The organism is Enterobacter bugandensis (assembly GCF_900324475.1).
GTDB classification, from domain to species: domain Bacteria; phylum Pseudomonadota; class Gammaproteobacteria; order Enterobacterales; family Enterobacteriaceae; genus Enterobacter; species Enterobacter bugandensis.
In genome coordinates, this window is the sequence record NZ_LT992502.1 from 336,894 (window position 1) to 353,485 (window position 16,592).

Annotated in this window: 15 protein-coding genes; 8 read left to right on the forward strand and 7 right to left on the reverse strand. The window is 56.1% G+C overall.

Annotation, left to right across the window (positions count from 1 at the left end):
- Window positions 1-57: 57 nt before the first annotated feature.
- Window positions 58-339 (reverse strand): YjcB family protein, encoded by a 282-nt coding sequence (locus DG357_RS01635; RefSeq protein ID WP_028015176.1) that lies wholly within the window; start codon window positions 337-339, stop codon window positions 58-60.
- Window positions 340-996: 657 nt separating this feature from the next.
- On the opposite strand from DG357_RS01635, the gene DG357_RS01640 reads away from it, so the two are divergent.
- Window positions 997-2,562 carry an EAL domain-containing protein gene (locus DG357_RS01640; protein ID WP_028015177.1) on the forward strand — a complete coding sequence of 522 codons (1,566 nt, stop codon included), beginning with the start codon at window positions 997-999 and terminating at the stop codon, window positions 2,560-2,562.
- Between the two features lie 6 nt (window positions 2,563-2,568).
- Here DG357_RS01640 and soxS read toward each other — a convergent pair whose 3' ends face one another.
- Window positions 2,569-2,895 (reverse strand): superoxide response transcriptional regulator SoxS, encoded by a 327-nt coding sequence (soxS, locus tag DG357_RS01645; protein WP_008503387.1) that lies wholly within the window; start codon window positions 2,893-2,895, stop codon window positions 2,569-2,571.
- Between the two features lie 98 nt (window positions 2,896-2,993).
- Between soxS and soxR the strand changes: the two genes are divergently transcribed.
- The 4 genes from soxR to DG357_RS01665 all read left to right on the forward strand — a co-directional run bounded on the left by soxR (window position 2,994) and on the right by DG357_RS01665 (window position 7,858).
- Complete coding sequence (gene soxR, locus DG357_RS01650) at window positions 2,994-3,452, forward strand: redox-sensitive transcriptional activator SoxR (protein WP_023331806.1); 459 nt, start codon at window positions 2,994-2,996, stop codon at window positions 3,450-3,452.
- A 287-nt stretch (window positions 3,453-3,739) separates the two neighbouring features.
- Window positions 3,740-4,411: a glutathione S-transferase family protein gene (locus DG357_RS01655; protein WP_049137624.1), complete on the forward strand. Its 672-nt coding sequence runs from the start codon at window positions 3,740-3,742 to the stop codon at window positions 4,409-4,411.
- 297 nt (window positions 4,412-4,708) lie between these two features.
- Window positions 4,709-6,058 (forward strand): guanine/hypoxanthine transporter GhxP, encoded by a 1,350-nt coding sequence (gene ghxP, locus DG357_RS01660; protein WP_028015179.1) that lies wholly within the window; start codon window positions 4,709-4,711, stop codon window positions 6,056-6,058.
- A 153-nt stretch (window positions 6,059-6,211) separates the two neighbouring features.
- On the forward strand, window positions 6,212-7,858 hold the full coding sequence (locus DG357_RS01665; protein WP_028015180.1) for a Na+/H+ antiporter: 1,647 nt from the start codon (window positions 6,212-6,214) through the stop codon (window positions 7,856-7,858).
- A gap of 81 nt (window positions 7,859-7,939) precedes the next feature.
- Here DG357_RS01665 and DG357_RS01670 read toward each other — a convergent pair whose 3' ends face one another.
- Complete coding sequence (locus DG357_RS01670) at window positions 7,940-8,827, reverse strand: LysR family transcriptional regulator (RefSeq protein ID WP_041911529.1); 888 nt, start codon at window positions 8,825-8,827, stop codon at window positions 7,940-7,942.
- Between the two features lie 102 nt (window positions 8,828-8,929).
- On the opposite strand from DG357_RS01670, the gene DG357_RS01675 reads away from it, so the two are divergent.
- Together DG357_RS01675 and DG357_RS01680 are read left to right on the forward strand one after the other, a co-directional pair.
- On the forward strand, window positions 8,930-9,340 hold the full coding sequence (locus DG357_RS01675) for a CidA/LrgA family protein (protein ID WP_048959362.1): 411 nt from the start codon (window positions 8,930-8,932) through the stop codon (window positions 9,338-9,340).
- On the forward strand, window positions 9,333-10,022 hold the full coding sequence (locus DG357_RS01680; RefSeq protein WP_045261052.1) for an LrgB family protein: 690 nt from the start codon (window positions 9,333-9,335) through the stop codon (window positions 10,020-10,022). The genes DG357_RS01675 and DG357_RS01680 overlap by 8 nt, the downstream gene beginning before the upstream one ends.
- Before the next feature lie 32 nt (window positions 10,023-10,054).
- On the opposite strand, the gene actP is transcribed toward DG357_RS01680, so the two are convergent.
- The 3 genes from actP to acs form a co-directional block, all read right to left on the reverse strand.
- The gene (gene actP / locus DG357_RS01685) at window positions 10,055-11,704 is read right to left on the reverse strand and encodes a cation/acetate symporter ActP (protein WP_069733676.1); all 1,650 of its coding nucleotides are present in this window, start codon (window positions 11,702-11,704) and stop codon (window positions 10,055-10,057) included.
- The gene (locus tag DG357_RS01690; RefSeq protein WP_028015185.1) at window positions 11,701-12,015 is read right to left on the reverse strand and encodes a DUF485 domain-containing protein; all 315 of its coding nucleotides are present in this window, start codon (window positions 12,013-12,015) and stop codon (window positions 11,701-11,703) included. The genes actP and DG357_RS01690 overlap by 4 nt, the downstream gene beginning before the upstream one ends.
- A gap of 82 nt (window positions 12,016-12,097) precedes the next feature.
- On the reverse strand, window positions 12,098-14,056 hold the full coding sequence (gene acs / locus DG357_RS01695) for an acetate--CoA ligase (protein ID WP_041911526.1): 1,959 nt from the start codon (window positions 14,054-14,056) through the stop codon (window positions 12,098-12,100).
- A gap of 423 nt (window positions 14,057-14,479) precedes the next feature.
- On the opposite strand from acs, the gene gltP reads away from it, so the two are divergent.
- Complete coding sequence (gene gltP / locus DG357_RS01700) at window positions 14,480-15,793, forward strand: glutamate/aspartate:proton symporter GltP (RefSeq protein ID WP_028015187.1); 1,314 nt, start codon at window positions 14,480-14,482, stop codon at window positions 15,791-15,793.
- An 80-nt stretch (window positions 15,794-15,873) separates the two neighbouring features.
- Here gltP and DG357_RS01705 read toward each other — a convergent pair whose 3' ends face one another.
- On the reverse strand, window positions 15,874-16,548 hold the full coding sequence (locus DG357_RS01705) for a tetratricopeptide repeat protein (RefSeq protein ID WP_045261055.1): 675 nt from the start codon (window positions 16,546-16,548) through the stop codon (window positions 15,874-15,876).
- Window positions 16,549-16,592 lie beyond the last annotated feature (44 nt).

The window sequence follows — 16,592 nt, forward strand, 5'->3', positions numbered from 1 at the left end:
ACGGATGCTAAAACAAAAAACCCAGACATCGTCTGGGTTTTTTTATTGCTGAAGGGATCAGGTAATCACCATCGGCCAGTCTGGTGGGGTGTGGTTCATCGCCTCAACCATCACCACTTTTATATTTTCCCAGACCGCGGCCATATCCAGCAGGGTAATGCCCAGCAGGCCCGTTGCGAACCAGCAGGCCGCGCCAAGCCCTAGCAGGGTACTTATGACGGCAAGACCCGCGTAGTCGGATTTACGAAACTGAATGTTCAGCGTGCTGGCTAAAAACATCAAAACCGCGCTCAACAAGGGCCAGCGCAGGAGAACCATGCTGGTAGTAATGGTTGCCATAAAACCCATCCTCTACAAAACAGACGAACTGAATGAAACAGTGTTTCTCGTTACACAATATGTGTGAACTATATCACATTTGTTGATTTATTCGCCAGTGCCTGCGTAGCCAAAAAAGGGGATTTTATTACCCGGAAAAAAGAGCATGCGGTTCGGGACCGCCTTCGGACAGGGGGGAGGCGGATCCACAACGCGCTGAGGTAATCCCGTCGGGTAAGTAGGGAAGAGCATCTGGAGGCAGAGAGACGGCCAGCCGTGCCGTTTTTAGGGGGCGCATTATTTTCTGATAATATTGTGGTGATGTCTGATTATTTATAAAACAACGAACAAAATATACCCGCAGAAATAGGATAAAACGTCACGTTGGTGTTGTACTTTTTTCATGCCGCCAGAAGTTTTGCTTAATCAGCGATCCTCTGTTGTGTTCTCTTCAAACCTCCCGTACGCGATGGATAATTATTTTCCTTAATTAAAACGGAACGAATACTTACAGTTTAGCTTACGGGAAAATATTATCGTCATAACGAAATTTAAGATTTTTAATACTAAAAGTCAGTTGCTAACTTCGCATGATTCATGCAACGTAATCACCTGTTTAACAAAGCATCCGGCCTTCATTACTACAGGCGTACAACATGCAGGGATATAGGGCGGGAAATGAATCGTAGCGCGCGGCGCAAAATGCTCAGAGTGGTAGGGATCATCATGGTAGTTATGCTGCCGGTGATGCTTGCTTTATGGTTTGCCCAGCTACGAGCCGAGTCGGAAACGAGCGCTCAGCTACGGACATTTGCTGAACTGGCTTTAGACAAAACAGAACTGGTAATTCAACAAGTTGAACTGGCCAGGGGCGAGGCAGAAAAATATCAGGGTGAACGTTGTACGCCGGAACATCGTCAATATATGTTGAACGTTGTTCGTGGCCGCCTGTTTGTCGCCGATTTAATTTATGCGGAAGGTCAGAATTTTCTTTGTTCGACCGTTTTTACACCGGATCAACCCTACGTCATTCCGGTCGCTAATTACACGCGTAAACCTGACGTTGCTATCTATTATTTTCGCGATACGCCATTTTATACTGGCTATAAAATGACATATATGCAGCGCGGAAATTATGTCGTGGTGGTCAATCCGCTTTCTTACAGTGAAGTGATGTCTACCGATCATTCCCTCGCATGGGGGGTATACGACACGGTAACTAATGCCTTCTTTTCCGTCAGCCAGAAAGCCAATGCGACTTTATTAAATTCGATGATTCGGGATAAGGAATCGGTATTTCAAAAAGATAACCGTTTCTATACTGTCGTGAAATCGACAAATCGGCCTATTGCCGCCATCGTGTCGACGTCAGATAAACGTTTTTATGAAACGCTCTATCACCAGGCGACGTTGACGCTACCGCTGGGAATGATCTGCAGCATTATTATTTTGCTGGTGTGGTCCCGCACCCATCGTGAGCTTAATTCGCCGGGGCGCTTACTGCACCGGGCGCTGAACAAGCGCCAGCTTTGTGTGCACTATCAGCCGATTATTGATATCAAGAACAACCAGTGTGTGGGGGCAGAGGCGCTGTTGCGCTGGCCTGGTTTCAATGGGCAGGTAATGAGCCCGGCTGAGTTTATTCCGCTTGCGGAAAAAGAGGGAATGAGCGAGCGGATCACGGATTATGTCGTTGAGGAGGTATTCAGCGATCTGGGCCATTTCCTGGCGGCGCATCCGCATCTCTATATTTCGATCAACCTGTCGGCCACGGACTTCCACTCCTCGCGGCTGATCGCCATGATTTCTGACAAGGCCCGGCACTACGCCGTACGCGCCCAGCAAATTAAAATCGAAGTGACGGAACGCGGCTTTATCGATGTGCCAAAAACCACGCCGGTGATTCAGGCCTTCCGTCAGGCGGGCTATGAAGTGGCGATCGATGATTTCGGGACCGGTTATTCCAACCTGCACAACCTCTACTCGTTGAACGTGGATATTCTGAAAATCGATAAATCGTTTATCGACACCTTAACCACCAACAGCACCAGCCACCTGATCGCCGAGCATATTATCGAGATGGCGCAAAGCCTGCGGCTTAAAACCATTGCGGAAGGGGTTGAGACGGCTGAGCAGGTGAGCTGGCTGTTGAAGCGCGGCGTTGAGTTCTGTCAGGGATGGCACTTCGCGAAAGCGATGCCGCCCCAGGAGTTTATGACCTGGCAGCAGCAACCTTTGCACTGATATGCATTAATTCAACTGGTGGCGATAATCGCTCGGCGTACGGTCAAACTCGCGGCGAAACACGCGGGAAAAGGTTTGTTGCGAGACATAGCCAAGATCCATCGCGATATCAAAAATCGGCCGCTGCGTTGAGCGTAACGCCTGCGCCGCCAGCAGGAGCCTGCGCTGACGAATGTACTCCCCCAGCGTCTGGTGCATGACCGTGCGGAACATTCTCTGTAAATACCATTTCGAATAGCCCGATTTTTTTGCGACCACATCAATGTTCAACGGTTGGTCGATATGATCGTCAATCCATTCAATAAGTGTCTGAATAATTTGCTGATGCGACATAAGGTTGCCCCTCTGTAGATACAACTTTCTCGGTTGATTCGTCGTTTTCTCTGCGGGGGAGTATAATTCCTCAAGTTAACTTGAGGTAAAGAGGTTTTATGGAAAAGAGATTGCCGCGCATTAAAGCGCTTTTAACCCCCGGCGAAGTGGCAAAGCGAAGCGGCGTTGCGGTATCGGCGCTCCACTTCTATGAAAGCAAAGGGTTAATTAAAAGCATCCGTAACGGCGGAAACCAGCGCCGCTACACCCGTGACGTGCTCCGCTACGTGGCGATTATCAAAATTGCGCAACGCATCGGCATTCCCCTGGCGACGATCGGTGAGGCATTCGGCGTGTTGCCGGAAGGGCACACGCTTAGCCCGAAAGAGTGGAAAGAGCTTTCGTCCCAGTGGCGTGAAGAGCTGGACAGGCGTATCCACACGCTGGTGGCGCTGCGTGACGAGCTGGACGGCTGTATCGGCTGCGGCTGCCTGTCCCGTAGCGACTGCCCGCTACGTAACCCTGGCGACAGGCTGGGCGAGCAGGGGACCGGGGCGCGACTGCTGGAGGAGGATTGAGTTCTTGCGGCAAAAAGCATAATAAAGAACTAAAGCGCCACTAAGGGCGCTTTAGTTTTTCCCGGTCTTTGTCTTTCTCTCTATCCCGCTGGTTCACGGGAGGGTTTCCCCCGACATCAGCACCCCTCGTGTCGAGCTGGTTGGGGAGGTTCCGGATTGTGCTGACACTTTAATTCTATGCAAGACCCGTTTTTTCGCCAGCCGCGCTAGCCGTTTTTTAGACGAAATTTTTTCGCGGTGTTGTTCGATTTTCTATAGTTAAAAAGTATGAATAACAGGAGAAAATCATGCTCACGGTACATCACCTTAACCAGTCGCGCTCGCACCGCGTGATCTGGGCGCTGGAAGAGCTCGCCCTGCCTTATGAGATTGTTCACTACCAGCGCGAAAAGAACATGCTGGCACCCGACTCCCTCAAAAAGGTGCATCCGTTGGGCAAATCGCCGGTCATTGAAGATAACGGGCTGATCCTTGCGGAGTCAGGCGCCATTCTGGAGTATCTGCAGGAAACCTATGATGCCGAATCGCGGCTGAAGCCTTTAGACCCCGCGCATAAGGTGCAATACCGCTTCTGGCTGCATTACGCAGAAGGGTCGCTGATGCCGCTGCTGCTCATGAAGCTGGTCTTCAGCAGCCTGGGCAAGCCGCCCGTGCCGTTTGGCATCCGAACGCTGGGCAAGGCGCTGGGGCAGGGGGTACAGAAAGCGTATCTCAACCCCCAGCTGGAGACCCATGCGCGCTTTATTGACTCACATCTTGCTAAAAACAGCTGGTTTGCCGGAGAGACGTTAAGCATGGCCGACATTCAGATGAGCTTCCCCCTCTTTGCCCTGCTGGCGCGCGGCGGCATTGCTAATCTGCCGCATATTCAGGCATGGAAGCAAAAAGTGGAAACGAGTCCTGGCTGGCAAAGAACCCTGCAACAAGGTGGCCCGTTAACGATCCCGGGCGAGGATTGAAATGTAAACAAATTGCGCATAGACGATAACGTTTGCGCATCCTCTGTTTATTTCTTCATCGTCATAAGTGAATTTTAGCGAAAAACGACAAAGTTCAGTTGAAAAGGGCGGGTATTAGGCTGGATAATCGTTTGCCTTAATTTGACCACCCGTTTTATAAGCGCGGAGCTAAACGTTTGCTTTTTTTGTGACGCCCTTTCGTCGCAAACGCAACACACGGATTTGACGTTTTAGCTGGCAGCGGTGTCTCCACCACGCTTATGGACGTTCTATAAAAACTCTCAGGGGATGTTTTCTATGTCTACGCCATCTGCGCGTACCGGCGGTTCACTTGACGCCATGTTTAAAATTTCGGCTCGTGGCAGCACCGTGCGCCAGGAAGTCGTTGCCGGTCTGACCACGTTTCTGGCGATGGTTTACTCCGTCATCGTGGTGCCGGGCATGCTGGGCAAGGCGGGCTTCCCGCCTGCGGCTGTCTTTGTCGCCACCTGCCTGGTGGCCGGCGTGGGCTCCATCGTAATGGGCCTGTGGGCGAACCTGCCGCTGGCGATTGGTTGCGCCATCTCTTTGACCGCCTTTACCGCGTTTAGTCTGGTGCTGGGCCAGCAGATCAGCGTACCGGTTGCCCTCGGCGCCGTGTTCCTGATGGGCGTACTGTTTACCGTTATTTCTGCCACCGGCATCCGTAGCTGGATTTTGCGCAACCTGCCGCAGGGCGTGGCGCACGGCACCGGTATCGGTATCGGCCTGTTCCTGCTGCTGATCGCTGCCAACGGCGTGGGTCTGGTCATCAAGAACCCGCTGGACGGCCTGCCGGTAGCGCTCGGTCATTTCGCGAGCTTCCCGGTCATTATGTCGCTCATCGGTCTGGCGGTGATTATCGGCCTGGAAAAACTGAAGGTGCCGGGCGGCATTTTGCTGACCATTATTGGCATTTCTATTGTCGGCCTGATTTTCGATCCGACCGTTCACTTCTCCGGTATTTTCGCCATGCCGTCGCTGAGCGATGACAAAGGCAACTCCCTGATCGGCAGCCTGGATATCGTCGGCGCGCTGAACCCGGTGATCCTGCCAAGCGTGCTGGCGCTGGTGATGACCGCGGTATTTGACGCCACCGGTACCATTCGCGCGGTGGCCGGTCAGGCCAACCTGCTGGATAAAGACGGTCAGATTATTGATGGCGGCAAAGCGCTGACCACCGACTCCCTGAGCAGCGTCTTCTCTGGTCTGGTGGGTGCGGCGCCTGCGGCGGTGTATATCGAATCTGCAGCGGGTACGGCGGCAGGCGGTAAAACCGGCCTGACGGCCATCACCGTTGGCGTGCTGTTCCTGCTGATCCTGTTCCTCTCTCCGCTCTCCTACCTGGTGCCTGCGTATGCGACCGCGCCAGCGCTGATGTACGTCGGCCTGCTGATGCTGAGCAACGTGGCGAAAATCGATTTTGCGGACTTCGTGGATGCGATGTCCGGCCTGATTACCGCAGTGTTTATCGTCCTGACCTGTAACATCGTGACCGGCATTATGATCGGCTTTGCCTCGCTGGTGATTGGCCGCCTGGTCTCCGGTGAGTGGCGCAAGCTGAACATCGGCACCGTGGTGATCGCCGTTGCGCTGGTGGCGTTCTACGCGGGCGGCTGGGCAATCTAAATTATCCATTGATGCGAAAACGGGTGGCTCAGGCCGCCCGTTTTTATTTTCAGGACTCATCCCGTTGCCTTTTGCGTTACTCTGGAGAGGATAGAATAAGAGGCACGACGCCTCAGGTTTGGCTTAAAAAGAAACACAGCAAACAGGGAACGCATGGAAATTTTCTTCACAATACTCATCATGACCCTTGTGGTCTCATTATCCGGGGTGGTTACACGCGTACTGCCCTTCCAGGTCCCCCTGCCTTTAATGCAAATAGCCATCGGCGCGCTGCTGGCGTGGCCGACGTTCGGTCTGCACGTGGAGTTCGATCCGGAACTGTTCCTCGTGCTGTTTATCCCGCCGCTGCTGTTTGCCGATGGGTGGAAAACGCCGACGCGCGAATTTCTTGAGCACGGGCGAGAGATCTTCGGCCTGGCGCTGGCGCTGGTGGTCGTTACCGTGGTCGGGATTGGTTTCCTGATCTACTGGGCCGTACCGGGTATCCCGTTAATTCCCGCCTTTGCGCTGGCCGCCGTGCTGTCGCCGACCGACGCCGTGGCCCTTTCCGGCATTGTGGGAGAAGGGCGCATTCCGAAGAAAATAATGGGCATTTTGCAGGGCGAGGCGTTGATGAACGACGCTTCCGGCCTGGTGGCTCTGAAGTTTGCCGTGGCGGTAGCCATGGGCACCATGGTCTTTACCATTGGTGGCGCGACCCTGGAATTCTTCAAGGTGGCGATTGGCGGTATTCTCGCGGGCTTCGTGGTGAGCTGGCTGTACGGTCGTTCGCTGCGCTTCCTCAGCCGCTGGGGCGGCGATGAACCGGCGACGCAAATCGTTCTGCTGTTCCTTCTGCCTTTTGCCTCTTACCTTATCGCTGAACATATCGGCGTGTCGGGCATTCTGGCGGCGGTAGCGGCGGGGATGACCATCACCCGTTCCGGCGTGATGCGCCGCGCGCCGCTGGCGATGCGCCTGCGCGCCAACAGCACCTGGGCGATGCTGGAGTTTGTCTTTAACGGCATGGTCTTCCTGCTGCTGGGCCTGCAGCTGCCGGGCATCATGGAATCCTCGCTGATCGCGGCGGAGGCGGATCCAAACGTTGAAGTCTGGATGCTGTTTACCGATATCGTGCTGATCTACATGGCATTAATGCTGGTGCGTTTCGGCTGGCTGTGGACGATGAAAAAGTTCAGCGTCCGCTTCCTGACCAAAAAGCCGATGGAGTTCGGGTCCTGGACCACGCGCGAGCTGCTGATTGCCTCCTTCGCGGGCGTACGCGGGGCGATAACCCTCGCCGGTGTGCTCTCTATTCCGCTGCTGCTGCCGACGGGCGACGTCTTCCCGGCGCGCTACGAGCTGGTGTTCCTGGCGGCGGGCGTGATTCTCTTCTCGCTGTTTGTCGGCGTGATTATGCTGCCGATTTTACTCCAGCACATTGATGCCGGTGACTCGACCCAACAGCACAAAGAGGAGCGGATAGCCCGTGCGGCGACGGCAGAAGTCGCGATTGTCGCCATTGAGAAGATGGAGGAGCGTCTGGCTGCCGATGCCGAAGAGAACATTGATAACCAGCTGCTGAAGGAAGTCAGTTCACGCGTGATTGGTAATTTGCGCCGTCGTGCTGACGGACGTAACGACGTGGAAAGCTCGCTGCAGGAAGAGAACCTCGAGCGTCGTTTCCGCCTGGCGGCGCTGCGCTCCGAGCGTGCCGAGCTGTATCACCTGCGCGCCACGCGTCAGATCAGCAACGAGACGCTGCAAAAGCTGCTGCACGATCTGGACCTGTTAGAAGCGCTGTTGATAGAGAATCAGTAGCGCGTTGTTGCCCGGTGGCGCTGCGCTTACCGGGCCTACATTCGAACCGTAGGCCGGGTAAGGCGAAGCCGTCACCCGGCACTATTCAGACCGCACCCAAAACCCCTCACAACATTGCAGCCACGCCTGTGCGCTGTGCGACAGATACACCCCTTCACGCCAAATCATCCCCAACTGCCAGTGCAAGTCACTCTCCAGCGGGATCCAGCGCAGCGTGTTTTTATCCAGCCGCTCGCAGATCGGCTGCGGCAGAATGGCAATTCCCACGCCCGCCTGCACCATTGCCGCCAGGAAATCCCACTGGCCGCTGCGCACCGCAATGCGGGGCTTCACGTTATGGTGATTAAACAGGGTCATCAGCTGGCGGCTTAAGGCGAAGTCTTCGTTGTAGATCAGCAGCGGGTGTTCGCCGAGCAGATCGGGCTTCACTGAGTCTATCTTCAGCCAGTCGCCGGAGCGGGGCACCAGCACGCACAGTGGATGGCTGAACAGCGGCAGCGTTGCCAGCCCGCTCTCTTCCTCCACGGGAAGGGCCGTCATCGCCACGTCCAGCTCGCCGTTGATCACCGCCTGCTGCACGGTCAGGCCGCCAAACTCAGATATTTTAAGCTCAACGCCGGGGTAGCGCTGGCGGAACAGGCTTATCGGCCCGGCCATCATCATGCCAACCATCGGCGGAATGCCGAGCCGCAGCAGACCTTTCGTCAGGTGGTTGATGTCCGCAAGCTCGGCCTCAAGCTGGCGAAACTCCGCCAGGATCGCCAGCCCGCGCTCGAACACCACGCGTCCGGTATCGGTCAGCAGCAGCTTGCGTCCGTCGCGGATCAGCAGGGTACAGTTCAGCTCGTCTTCGAGGTTTTTCAGCATCTTGCTGATGGTTGGCTGGGTAACAAACAACTTCTCCGCTGCGCGGGTAAAACTTTGCTGGCGAACCACCTCGACAAAATAGCGCAGCGTTCTTATGTCCATGATTATTCCTCGAAACTATACCTTCGATGATTTTAATTCATTTCAGTCGATGACGTACGCTCACTATACTGGCGCCTCGTCTCATTTCTGAGGAAAACCCCCATGGCCGTGGCGTTAAGCCGTGTTACGCCTGCCGTTGTGCAACGACTCCAGGTACCAGTTCAGGTACTGCTCTACGCGGGACTGTTTATTTTTGCGGAATATCTTGTCGACTGGCTGCACCTGCCTTTACCCGCCAACCTGGTAGGGATGGTGCTGATGCTGGTGCTGATCCTCTGCCGCGCGTTGCCCCTCAGCTGGGTGCGCGCCGGCGCGCGCTGGCTGCTGGCGGAGATGCTGCTGTTCTTCGTTCCGGCCGTGGTGGCGGTGGTGAACTATGCGCAGCTGCTGATGGTCGACGGCTGGCGCATCTTCACGGTTATTGCCCTGAGCACGCTGATGGTGCTGGGTGCCACCGCCTGGGTGGTGGATAAGGTGTACCGGTTCGAAATCAGCAGGCAAAAGCATGACTAACTTTCAGATAAGCGTGCTGTGCCTGATCGTGACGGTCGCCATCTACTTTGCCAACAAGCGCCTGTACCGCCGCTTTCGCACGCTGCCGCTGATGCCGCTGGTCTTTACGCCGATCCTGCTGGTGCTGATGCTGGTCTTCGGCCATATCTCCTGGCAGAACTACATTGGTGAATCCCACTGGCTGCTGTGGCTGCTCGGCCCGGCAACCATCGCTTTTGCCGTACCCGTTTATGAAAACCTGGCCATTATCAAACGCCACTGGATGTCGCTCAGCGCGGGCGTCGTCACCGCGACGGTGGTGGCGGTCTGTAGCTCCGTCTGGCTGGCGCGGCTGTTTACCCTCTCCGATGAAATTCAGCGCAGCCTGGCCGTGCGCTCGGTGACCACGCCGTTTGCGCTGGCGGCCGCCAAACCGCTCGGCGGGCAGCCGGACCTGGTGGCGCTGTTTGTGGTCGTCACCGGCGTATTCGGCATGGCGGTGGGGGATGTGCTGTTTCTGCGGCTGTCCATTCGGGAAGGGATGGCGAAAGGAGCAGGGTTTGGCGCGGCATCTCATGGGGCAGGCACGGCGCGTTCGTATGAGCTGGGTCAGCAGGAAGGGGTCGTTGCAAGCCTGGTGATGATGCTCTCGGGCGTGACGATGGTGCTGATTGCGCCGCTGGTGGCGTGGGTGATGTTTTAAGCTCCCCGGCCAGCGTGACCGGGGAGAAAGGCTTAGTGTGCGCGGCCCTGCTCAACGCCGAGGCCGGTTTGTGAGCGGATAAACTGGGCGCGGAATTTCTCACGCTCCAGGTTACCCTCCGGCGAGTTGTCGGTAGCCGAGAAGATCCAGATACCGATAAACGCCACGGCAATGGAGAACAGCGCCGGGTACTCGTACGGGAAGATAGCGCTTTCGTGACCGAGGATCTGCACCCAGATGGTCGGGCCGAGGATCATCAGAATTACCGCTGTCAGCAGGCCGAGCCAGCCGCCTATCATCGCCCCACGGGTGGTCAGTTTGGACCAGTACATGGAGAGCAGAATGATTGGGAAGTTACAGCTTGCCGCAATTGAGAAGGCCAGTCCCACCATAAAGGCGATGTTCTGCTTCTCAAACAGGATCCCCAGCAGAATAGCGACCACGCCCAGCACCAGCACGGTGATTTTGGAAACCTTCAGCTCGTCGCGCTCGCTCGCGCCTTTACGGAAGACGTTGGCGTAGAGGTCGTGCGATACCGCAGACGCGCCCGCCAGCGTCAGCCCGGCGACCACCGCAAGGATGGTGGCGAAGGCCACGGCGGAGATAAAGCCGAGGAACAGGTTGCCGCCCACCGCGTCGGCCAGGTGCACCGCCGCCATGTTGTTACCGCCAATCAGCGCGCCCGCCGCGTCTTTAAACGCTGGGTTCGCGCCCACCAGCATGATCGCGCCGAAGCCGATGATAAAGGTCAGGATGTAGAAGTAACCCATAAAGCCGGTGGCGTAGAAGACGCTCTTACGCGCTTCACGCGCGTCTGACACCGTGAAGAAACGCATCAGAATGTGCGGCAGGCCAGCGGTACCAAACATCAGGCCGAGACCGAGAGAGAGCGCGGAGATCGGATCTTTCACCAGCCCGCCCGGGCTCATTATCGCTTCTCCTTTCGGGTGGACAGCCATCGCTTCGGTGAACAGGTTATTGAAGCTGAAGCCGACGTGCTTCATCACCATAAAGGCCATAAAGCTCGCGCCGAACAGCAGCAGTACGGCTTTGATGATCTGCACCCAGGTGGTGGCCAGCATGCCGCCGAACAAAACGTACATCACCATCAGCACGCCCACCAGCACCACCGCGACGTGGTAGTTCAGGCCAAACAGCAGTTCGATAAGCTTGCCCGCGCCCACCATCTGGGCGATCAGATACAGCGCCACCACCACCAGCGAGCCGCAGGCGGAGAGGGTACGAATCGGCCCCTGCTTCAGGCGATAGGATGCCACGTCAGCGAAGGTGTAACGTCCCAGGTTGCGCAAGCGTTCGGCAATCAGGAACAGAATGATCGGCCAGCCGACGAGGAAGCCGAGGGAGTAGATCAGGCCGTCATAGCCGGAGGTGTACACCAGCGCGGAGATCCCGAGGAACGAGGCGGCGGACATAAAGTCACCCGCAATCGCCAGGCCGTTCTGGAAGCCGGTAATGTTGCCGCCCGCAGTGTAGTAATCGTTACGGGAGCGAACGCGTTTCGACGCCCAGTACGTAATGTACAGCGTCAGCACCACGAAAATCAGGAACATGATAATCGCCTGCCAGTTGGTTGGCTGGCGCTGTACCTCGCCGGTAATGGCATCCGCCGCGTGGGCGGCAAAGGGAAGTGTGGCGGCTAGCGCCGTCAGGATTCGCTTCATGATGCTTTTACCTCTTGCAGTACCGCTTTATTAAGACGATCGAACTCACCGTTCGCGCGCCAGACGTAGACGCCGGTCAGCACAAACGAAATCACGATCACGCCAATGCCAATGGGGATACCGCGCGTCACGCTGGTGCCCTCATGTAACGGGGTGCCCAGCCAGTGCGGCGCAAAGGCGATCAGCAGAATAAAGCCGACATAGATAATCAGCATGATGATGGAAAGGGTGAAGGCAAACCGTTGCCGCTTATCGACGAGCTCCCTGTAGTGCGCACTATTCTCTATCTGCTGACAAATATCGTTATTCATCACAGAAATCTCCAGAGGTAAGGTTGGTTTGTTTTATCCCCTCTCCCCTATGGGGAGAGGGTGAGGGGAGAGGGAGAAAACACTAGGATGGCATTGCGATGGCCTGCTTCTCTTCGAGCAGTTTGTCCACCACGCCAGGATCGGCAAGCGTTGAGGTATCGCCGAGGTTGCTGGTATCGCCTGCCGCGATTTTGCGCAGGATACGGCGCATAATCTTGCCGGAACGGGTTTTCGGCAGCGAGTCTGTCCAGTGCAGTACGTCCGGCGTGGCAAGCGGGCCAATCTCTTTACGTACCCAGTTGCGCACCTCGGTATACAGCTCCGGCGACGGCTCTTCACCGTGGTTCAGGGTGACGTAGGCGTAGATCGCCTGGCCCTTGATGTTGTGAGGAATGCCGACCACCGCCGCTTCGGCAATCTTCGGATGCGACACCAGCGCGGACTCAATCTCTGCCGTACCCAGACGGTGGCCGGAAACGTTCAGCACGTCGTCCACGCGTCCGGTGATCCAGTAATAACCGTCTTCATCCCGGCGCGCGCCGTCGCCGCTGAAGTACATGTTTTTAAAGGTCGAGAAGTAGGTCTGCTCGAAGCGCTCGTGATCGCCAAACAGCGTGCGCGCCTGGCCCGGCCAGGAGTCTGTGATCACCAGGTTACCCTCGGTAGCGCCTTCCTGCGGATTACCTTCGTTATCCACCAGCGCAGGCTGCACGCCGAAGAACGGACGGGTTGCCGAGCCGGCCTTCAGCTGCGTGGCGCCCGGCATTGGGGTGATCATGAAGCCGCCGGTTTCGGTCTGCCACCAGGTGTCCATCACCGGGCACTTCTCGTTACCGATTTTCTTCCAGTACCACTCCCAGGCTTCCGGGTTGATGGGCTCGCCCACGGAGCCGAGGATGCGCAATGAGGAGCGGTCAGTGCCCTCGATGGCCTTATCGCCTTCCGCCATTAACGCGCGGATCGCCGTTGGCGCGGTGTAAAGAATGTTGACCTGGTGCTTATCGACCACCTGACACATGCGCGCCGGGGTCGGCCAGTTCGGTACGCCCTCAAACATCAGCGTCGTTGCGCCGCAGGCCAGCGGGCCGTACAGCAGGTAGCTGTGTCCGGTGACCCAGCCCACGTCGGCGGTACACCAGTAGATGTCGCCCGGATGGTAGTCGAAGACGTATTTAAAGGTGGTGGCCGCATAGACCAGATAGCCGCCGGTGGTGTGCAGTACGCCTTTCGGTTTACCGGTTGAGCCGGAGGTGTAAAGAATAAACAGCGGATCTTCCGCGTTCATCTCTTCCGGCTGATGCTGGTCGCTCGCTTTTTCAATCAGGTCGCTCCACCACAGGTCACGCCCCTCGTGCCAGTCGATCTTGCCGCCGGTACGCTTGAGGACAATGACGTTATTGATGGATTTGACGTTCGGGTTTTTCAGCGCTTCATCGACGTTTTTCTTCAGCGGAATACCGCGCCCGGCGCGTACGCCCTCGTCGGCGGTGATCACCAGCTTCGAGTTCGAGTCAACGATGCGCCCGGCAACCGCTTCAGGGGAGAAGCCGCCGAAGATGACGGAGTGGATCGCGCCAATACGCGCGCAGGCGAGCATAGCTACTGCCGCTTCCGGCACCATCGGCATGTAGATCGCCACCACGTCTCCTTTTTTAATCCCCTGGTCCAGCAGCACGTTGGCGAAGCGGCAGACGTCGCGGTGCAGCTCTTTATAAGAGATATGTTTGCTCTGAGAGGCATCGTCGCCTTCCCAGATAATGGCCGTTTCGTTGCCGCGTTCGGCAAGATGGCGGTCCAGGCAGTTCGCCGCCAGGTTCAGCGTGCCGTCTTCATACCATTTAATGGAGACGTTGCCTGGCGCGAAAGAGGTATTCTTCACCTTCTGATAAGGTTTGATCCAGTCAAGGATGTGACCCTGCTCGCCCCAGAAGGCGTCCGGGTTGGTAACAGATTGCTGATATTTCTCGTGGTACTGCTCCGGGGTGATCAGGCAACGGTCCGCAATGTTTGCGGGAATGTCGTGTTTGTGTATTTGGCTCATGGCTTTTTTTCTCCTTGTAAGATGTTAATAATATGTCGCAAAAACGTTAATAGTAGGGGCTTTACAAGCTTTGTTTAGTATTTGGGCGACAGATCACGCATTGTTTGAACAGGTTGAAAATTGAGCGAATGAAACTTTGAAGAGAAATAATTCACGATGCCGATTATTCACAATTCTTTATAAAAAAGCGTTTTTATAACAAAAGGTTATTTATCAGAATTATGACAAACTCGCGTCATAACCGCTTTTGATAGTGAAATGCGTCGTTCTTTAAGGCTTGCGCAACAGGTCGTGCAAATGATACTCATACGCCGCGTTAAAAAATCCCATAAACCAACGCAACACAATTCATACCCTTTCAGTATGTCTCCATATTCATGCAGTTTTGCTGGTGCGGAGATTTCATTGAGGAAGTCAGTTTCTATGAAAAATTTGAAAGTCAGCCTGGCCTGGCAGATCCTGCTGGCCCTTGTGCTGGGCATCTTGCTGGGCAGTTATCTTCATTATCATAGCGACAGCCGCGAGTGGCTGATTGCGAACCTGCTCTCTCCGGCAGGCGATATTTTTATTCATCTGATTAAGATGATTGTGGTGCCCATTGTGATCTCGACGCTGGTGGTCGGTATCGCGGGCGTCGGCGATGCGAAGCAGTTAGGCCGCATTGGCGCGAAAACTATTCTCTATTTCGAAGTGATCACCACGGTTGCGATTATCCTCGGCATAACGCTGGCGAACGTATTCCAGCCAGGCTCCGGGATCGATATGTCGCAGCTGGCGACGGTGGATATTTCGAAATACCAAAGCACCACCGCTGACGTGCAGAGCCATTCCCACGGTCTGATGGGGACTATCCTGTCGCTGGTGCCGACCAACATCATTGCTTCCATGGCGAAAGGCGAGATGCTGCCGATCATCTTCTTCTCGGTGCTGTTTGGTCTGGGGCTCTCCTCCCTGCCGGCAACGCACCGTGAGCCGCTGGTGACCGTGTTCCGCTCTATCTCCGAAACCATGTTCAAAGTGACCCACATGGTGATGCGCTACGCGCCGGTTGGGGTGTTCGCGCTTATCGCCGTGACTGTGGCGAACTTTGGTTTTGCCTCCCTGTGGCCGCTGGCGAAGCTGGTGATCCTGGTGCACTTCGCCATTCTGTTCTTCGCGCTGGTGGTGCTGGGGATTGTGGCGCGCCTGTGCGGGCTGAGTATCTGGATCCTGATCCGCATCCTGAAGGATGAACTGATTCTGGCGTACTCCACCGCAAGCTCTGAGAGCGTGCTGCCGCGCATTATTGAGAAGATGGAAGCGTACGGTGCGCCAGCGTCGATAACGAGCTTCGTGGTGCCGACCGGCTACTCCTTTAACCTGGATGGCTCGACGTTGTACCAGAGTATTGCGGCGATCTTTATCGCGCAGCTGTACGGCATTGACCTGTCGCTGTGGCAGGAGATCGTACTGGTTCTGACGCTGATGGTGACCTCAAAGGGCATCGCAGGCGTGCCGGGCGTCTCCTTCGTGGTGCTGCTGGCGACGCTGGGCAGCGTGGGTATACCGCTGGAAGGCCTGGCGTTCATCGCCGGTGTGGACCGTATCCTCGATATGGCGCGTACGGCGCTGAACGTGGTGGGTAACGCGCTAGCGGTGCTGGTTATCGCCAAGTGGGAACACAAATTCGACCGTAAAAAAGCGCTGGCGTATGAACGCGAAGTGCTGGGTCGTTTTGATAAGACGGCTGACCAGTAACATCCTAAGCCCGGTGGCGCTGCGCTTACCGGGCCTACGGGTTTTGTAGGCCGGGTAAGGCGAAGCCGCCACCCGGCACGTTATTCTCCGCTCAACGCATCAAACTCCTCACACCCCGTATCAAACCCTTCGGTACAGCTCAGGTTTAGCCAGTAGAGCGCTTTCTGCTTATTCGGCGTGATAAAGCCTTTCTCACCCTGCTGGAACAGCATTCCTGCCCAGTACTCCGCATAGCCCGTACGTGACAGGGACGAGCTGCGCTTAAACCATGACGCCGCCTGTACGTCATCCTGCGGCACCTCTACGCCGTTGGCATAAATCAGCCCCAGCAGCAGCTGCGCATCGACCGCCGAGTCGTTGTCGATATCTTCGGCCGCCGTTTGCAGGAGCTTGATGGCCTGAGGATAGTCGGTTTTACCCGCCTGCGTGTTCACCATAATACGCGCCAGCATAATCGTGCCGCGCTTGCTGCCGGCGATGGTGGCCTGCTGCGCCAGCGCTTTAGCCTGAGCGTAATCCCCCTGCGTAAAGAGGATCTGCGAGAGTAACCCCATGGCGTCGACATCACCGCCTTTCGCGGCTTTCTCGGCCCACAGCGCTGCCTGCTTTCTGTCACCGGAGCTGAAGTAGGTATCGGCGAGATAATACTGAGCGCGGGCATCGCCGGCTTCCGCCTGCTTCTGATACTGGCTGCCTATCTCATCCGCGCGGGCGAACGACGTAAAAAATAACAACAACAGAAAAATGGCTTTCATGGATTCTTATCATCTGGGTACACGCCGCGCAGTATAATCGCGGT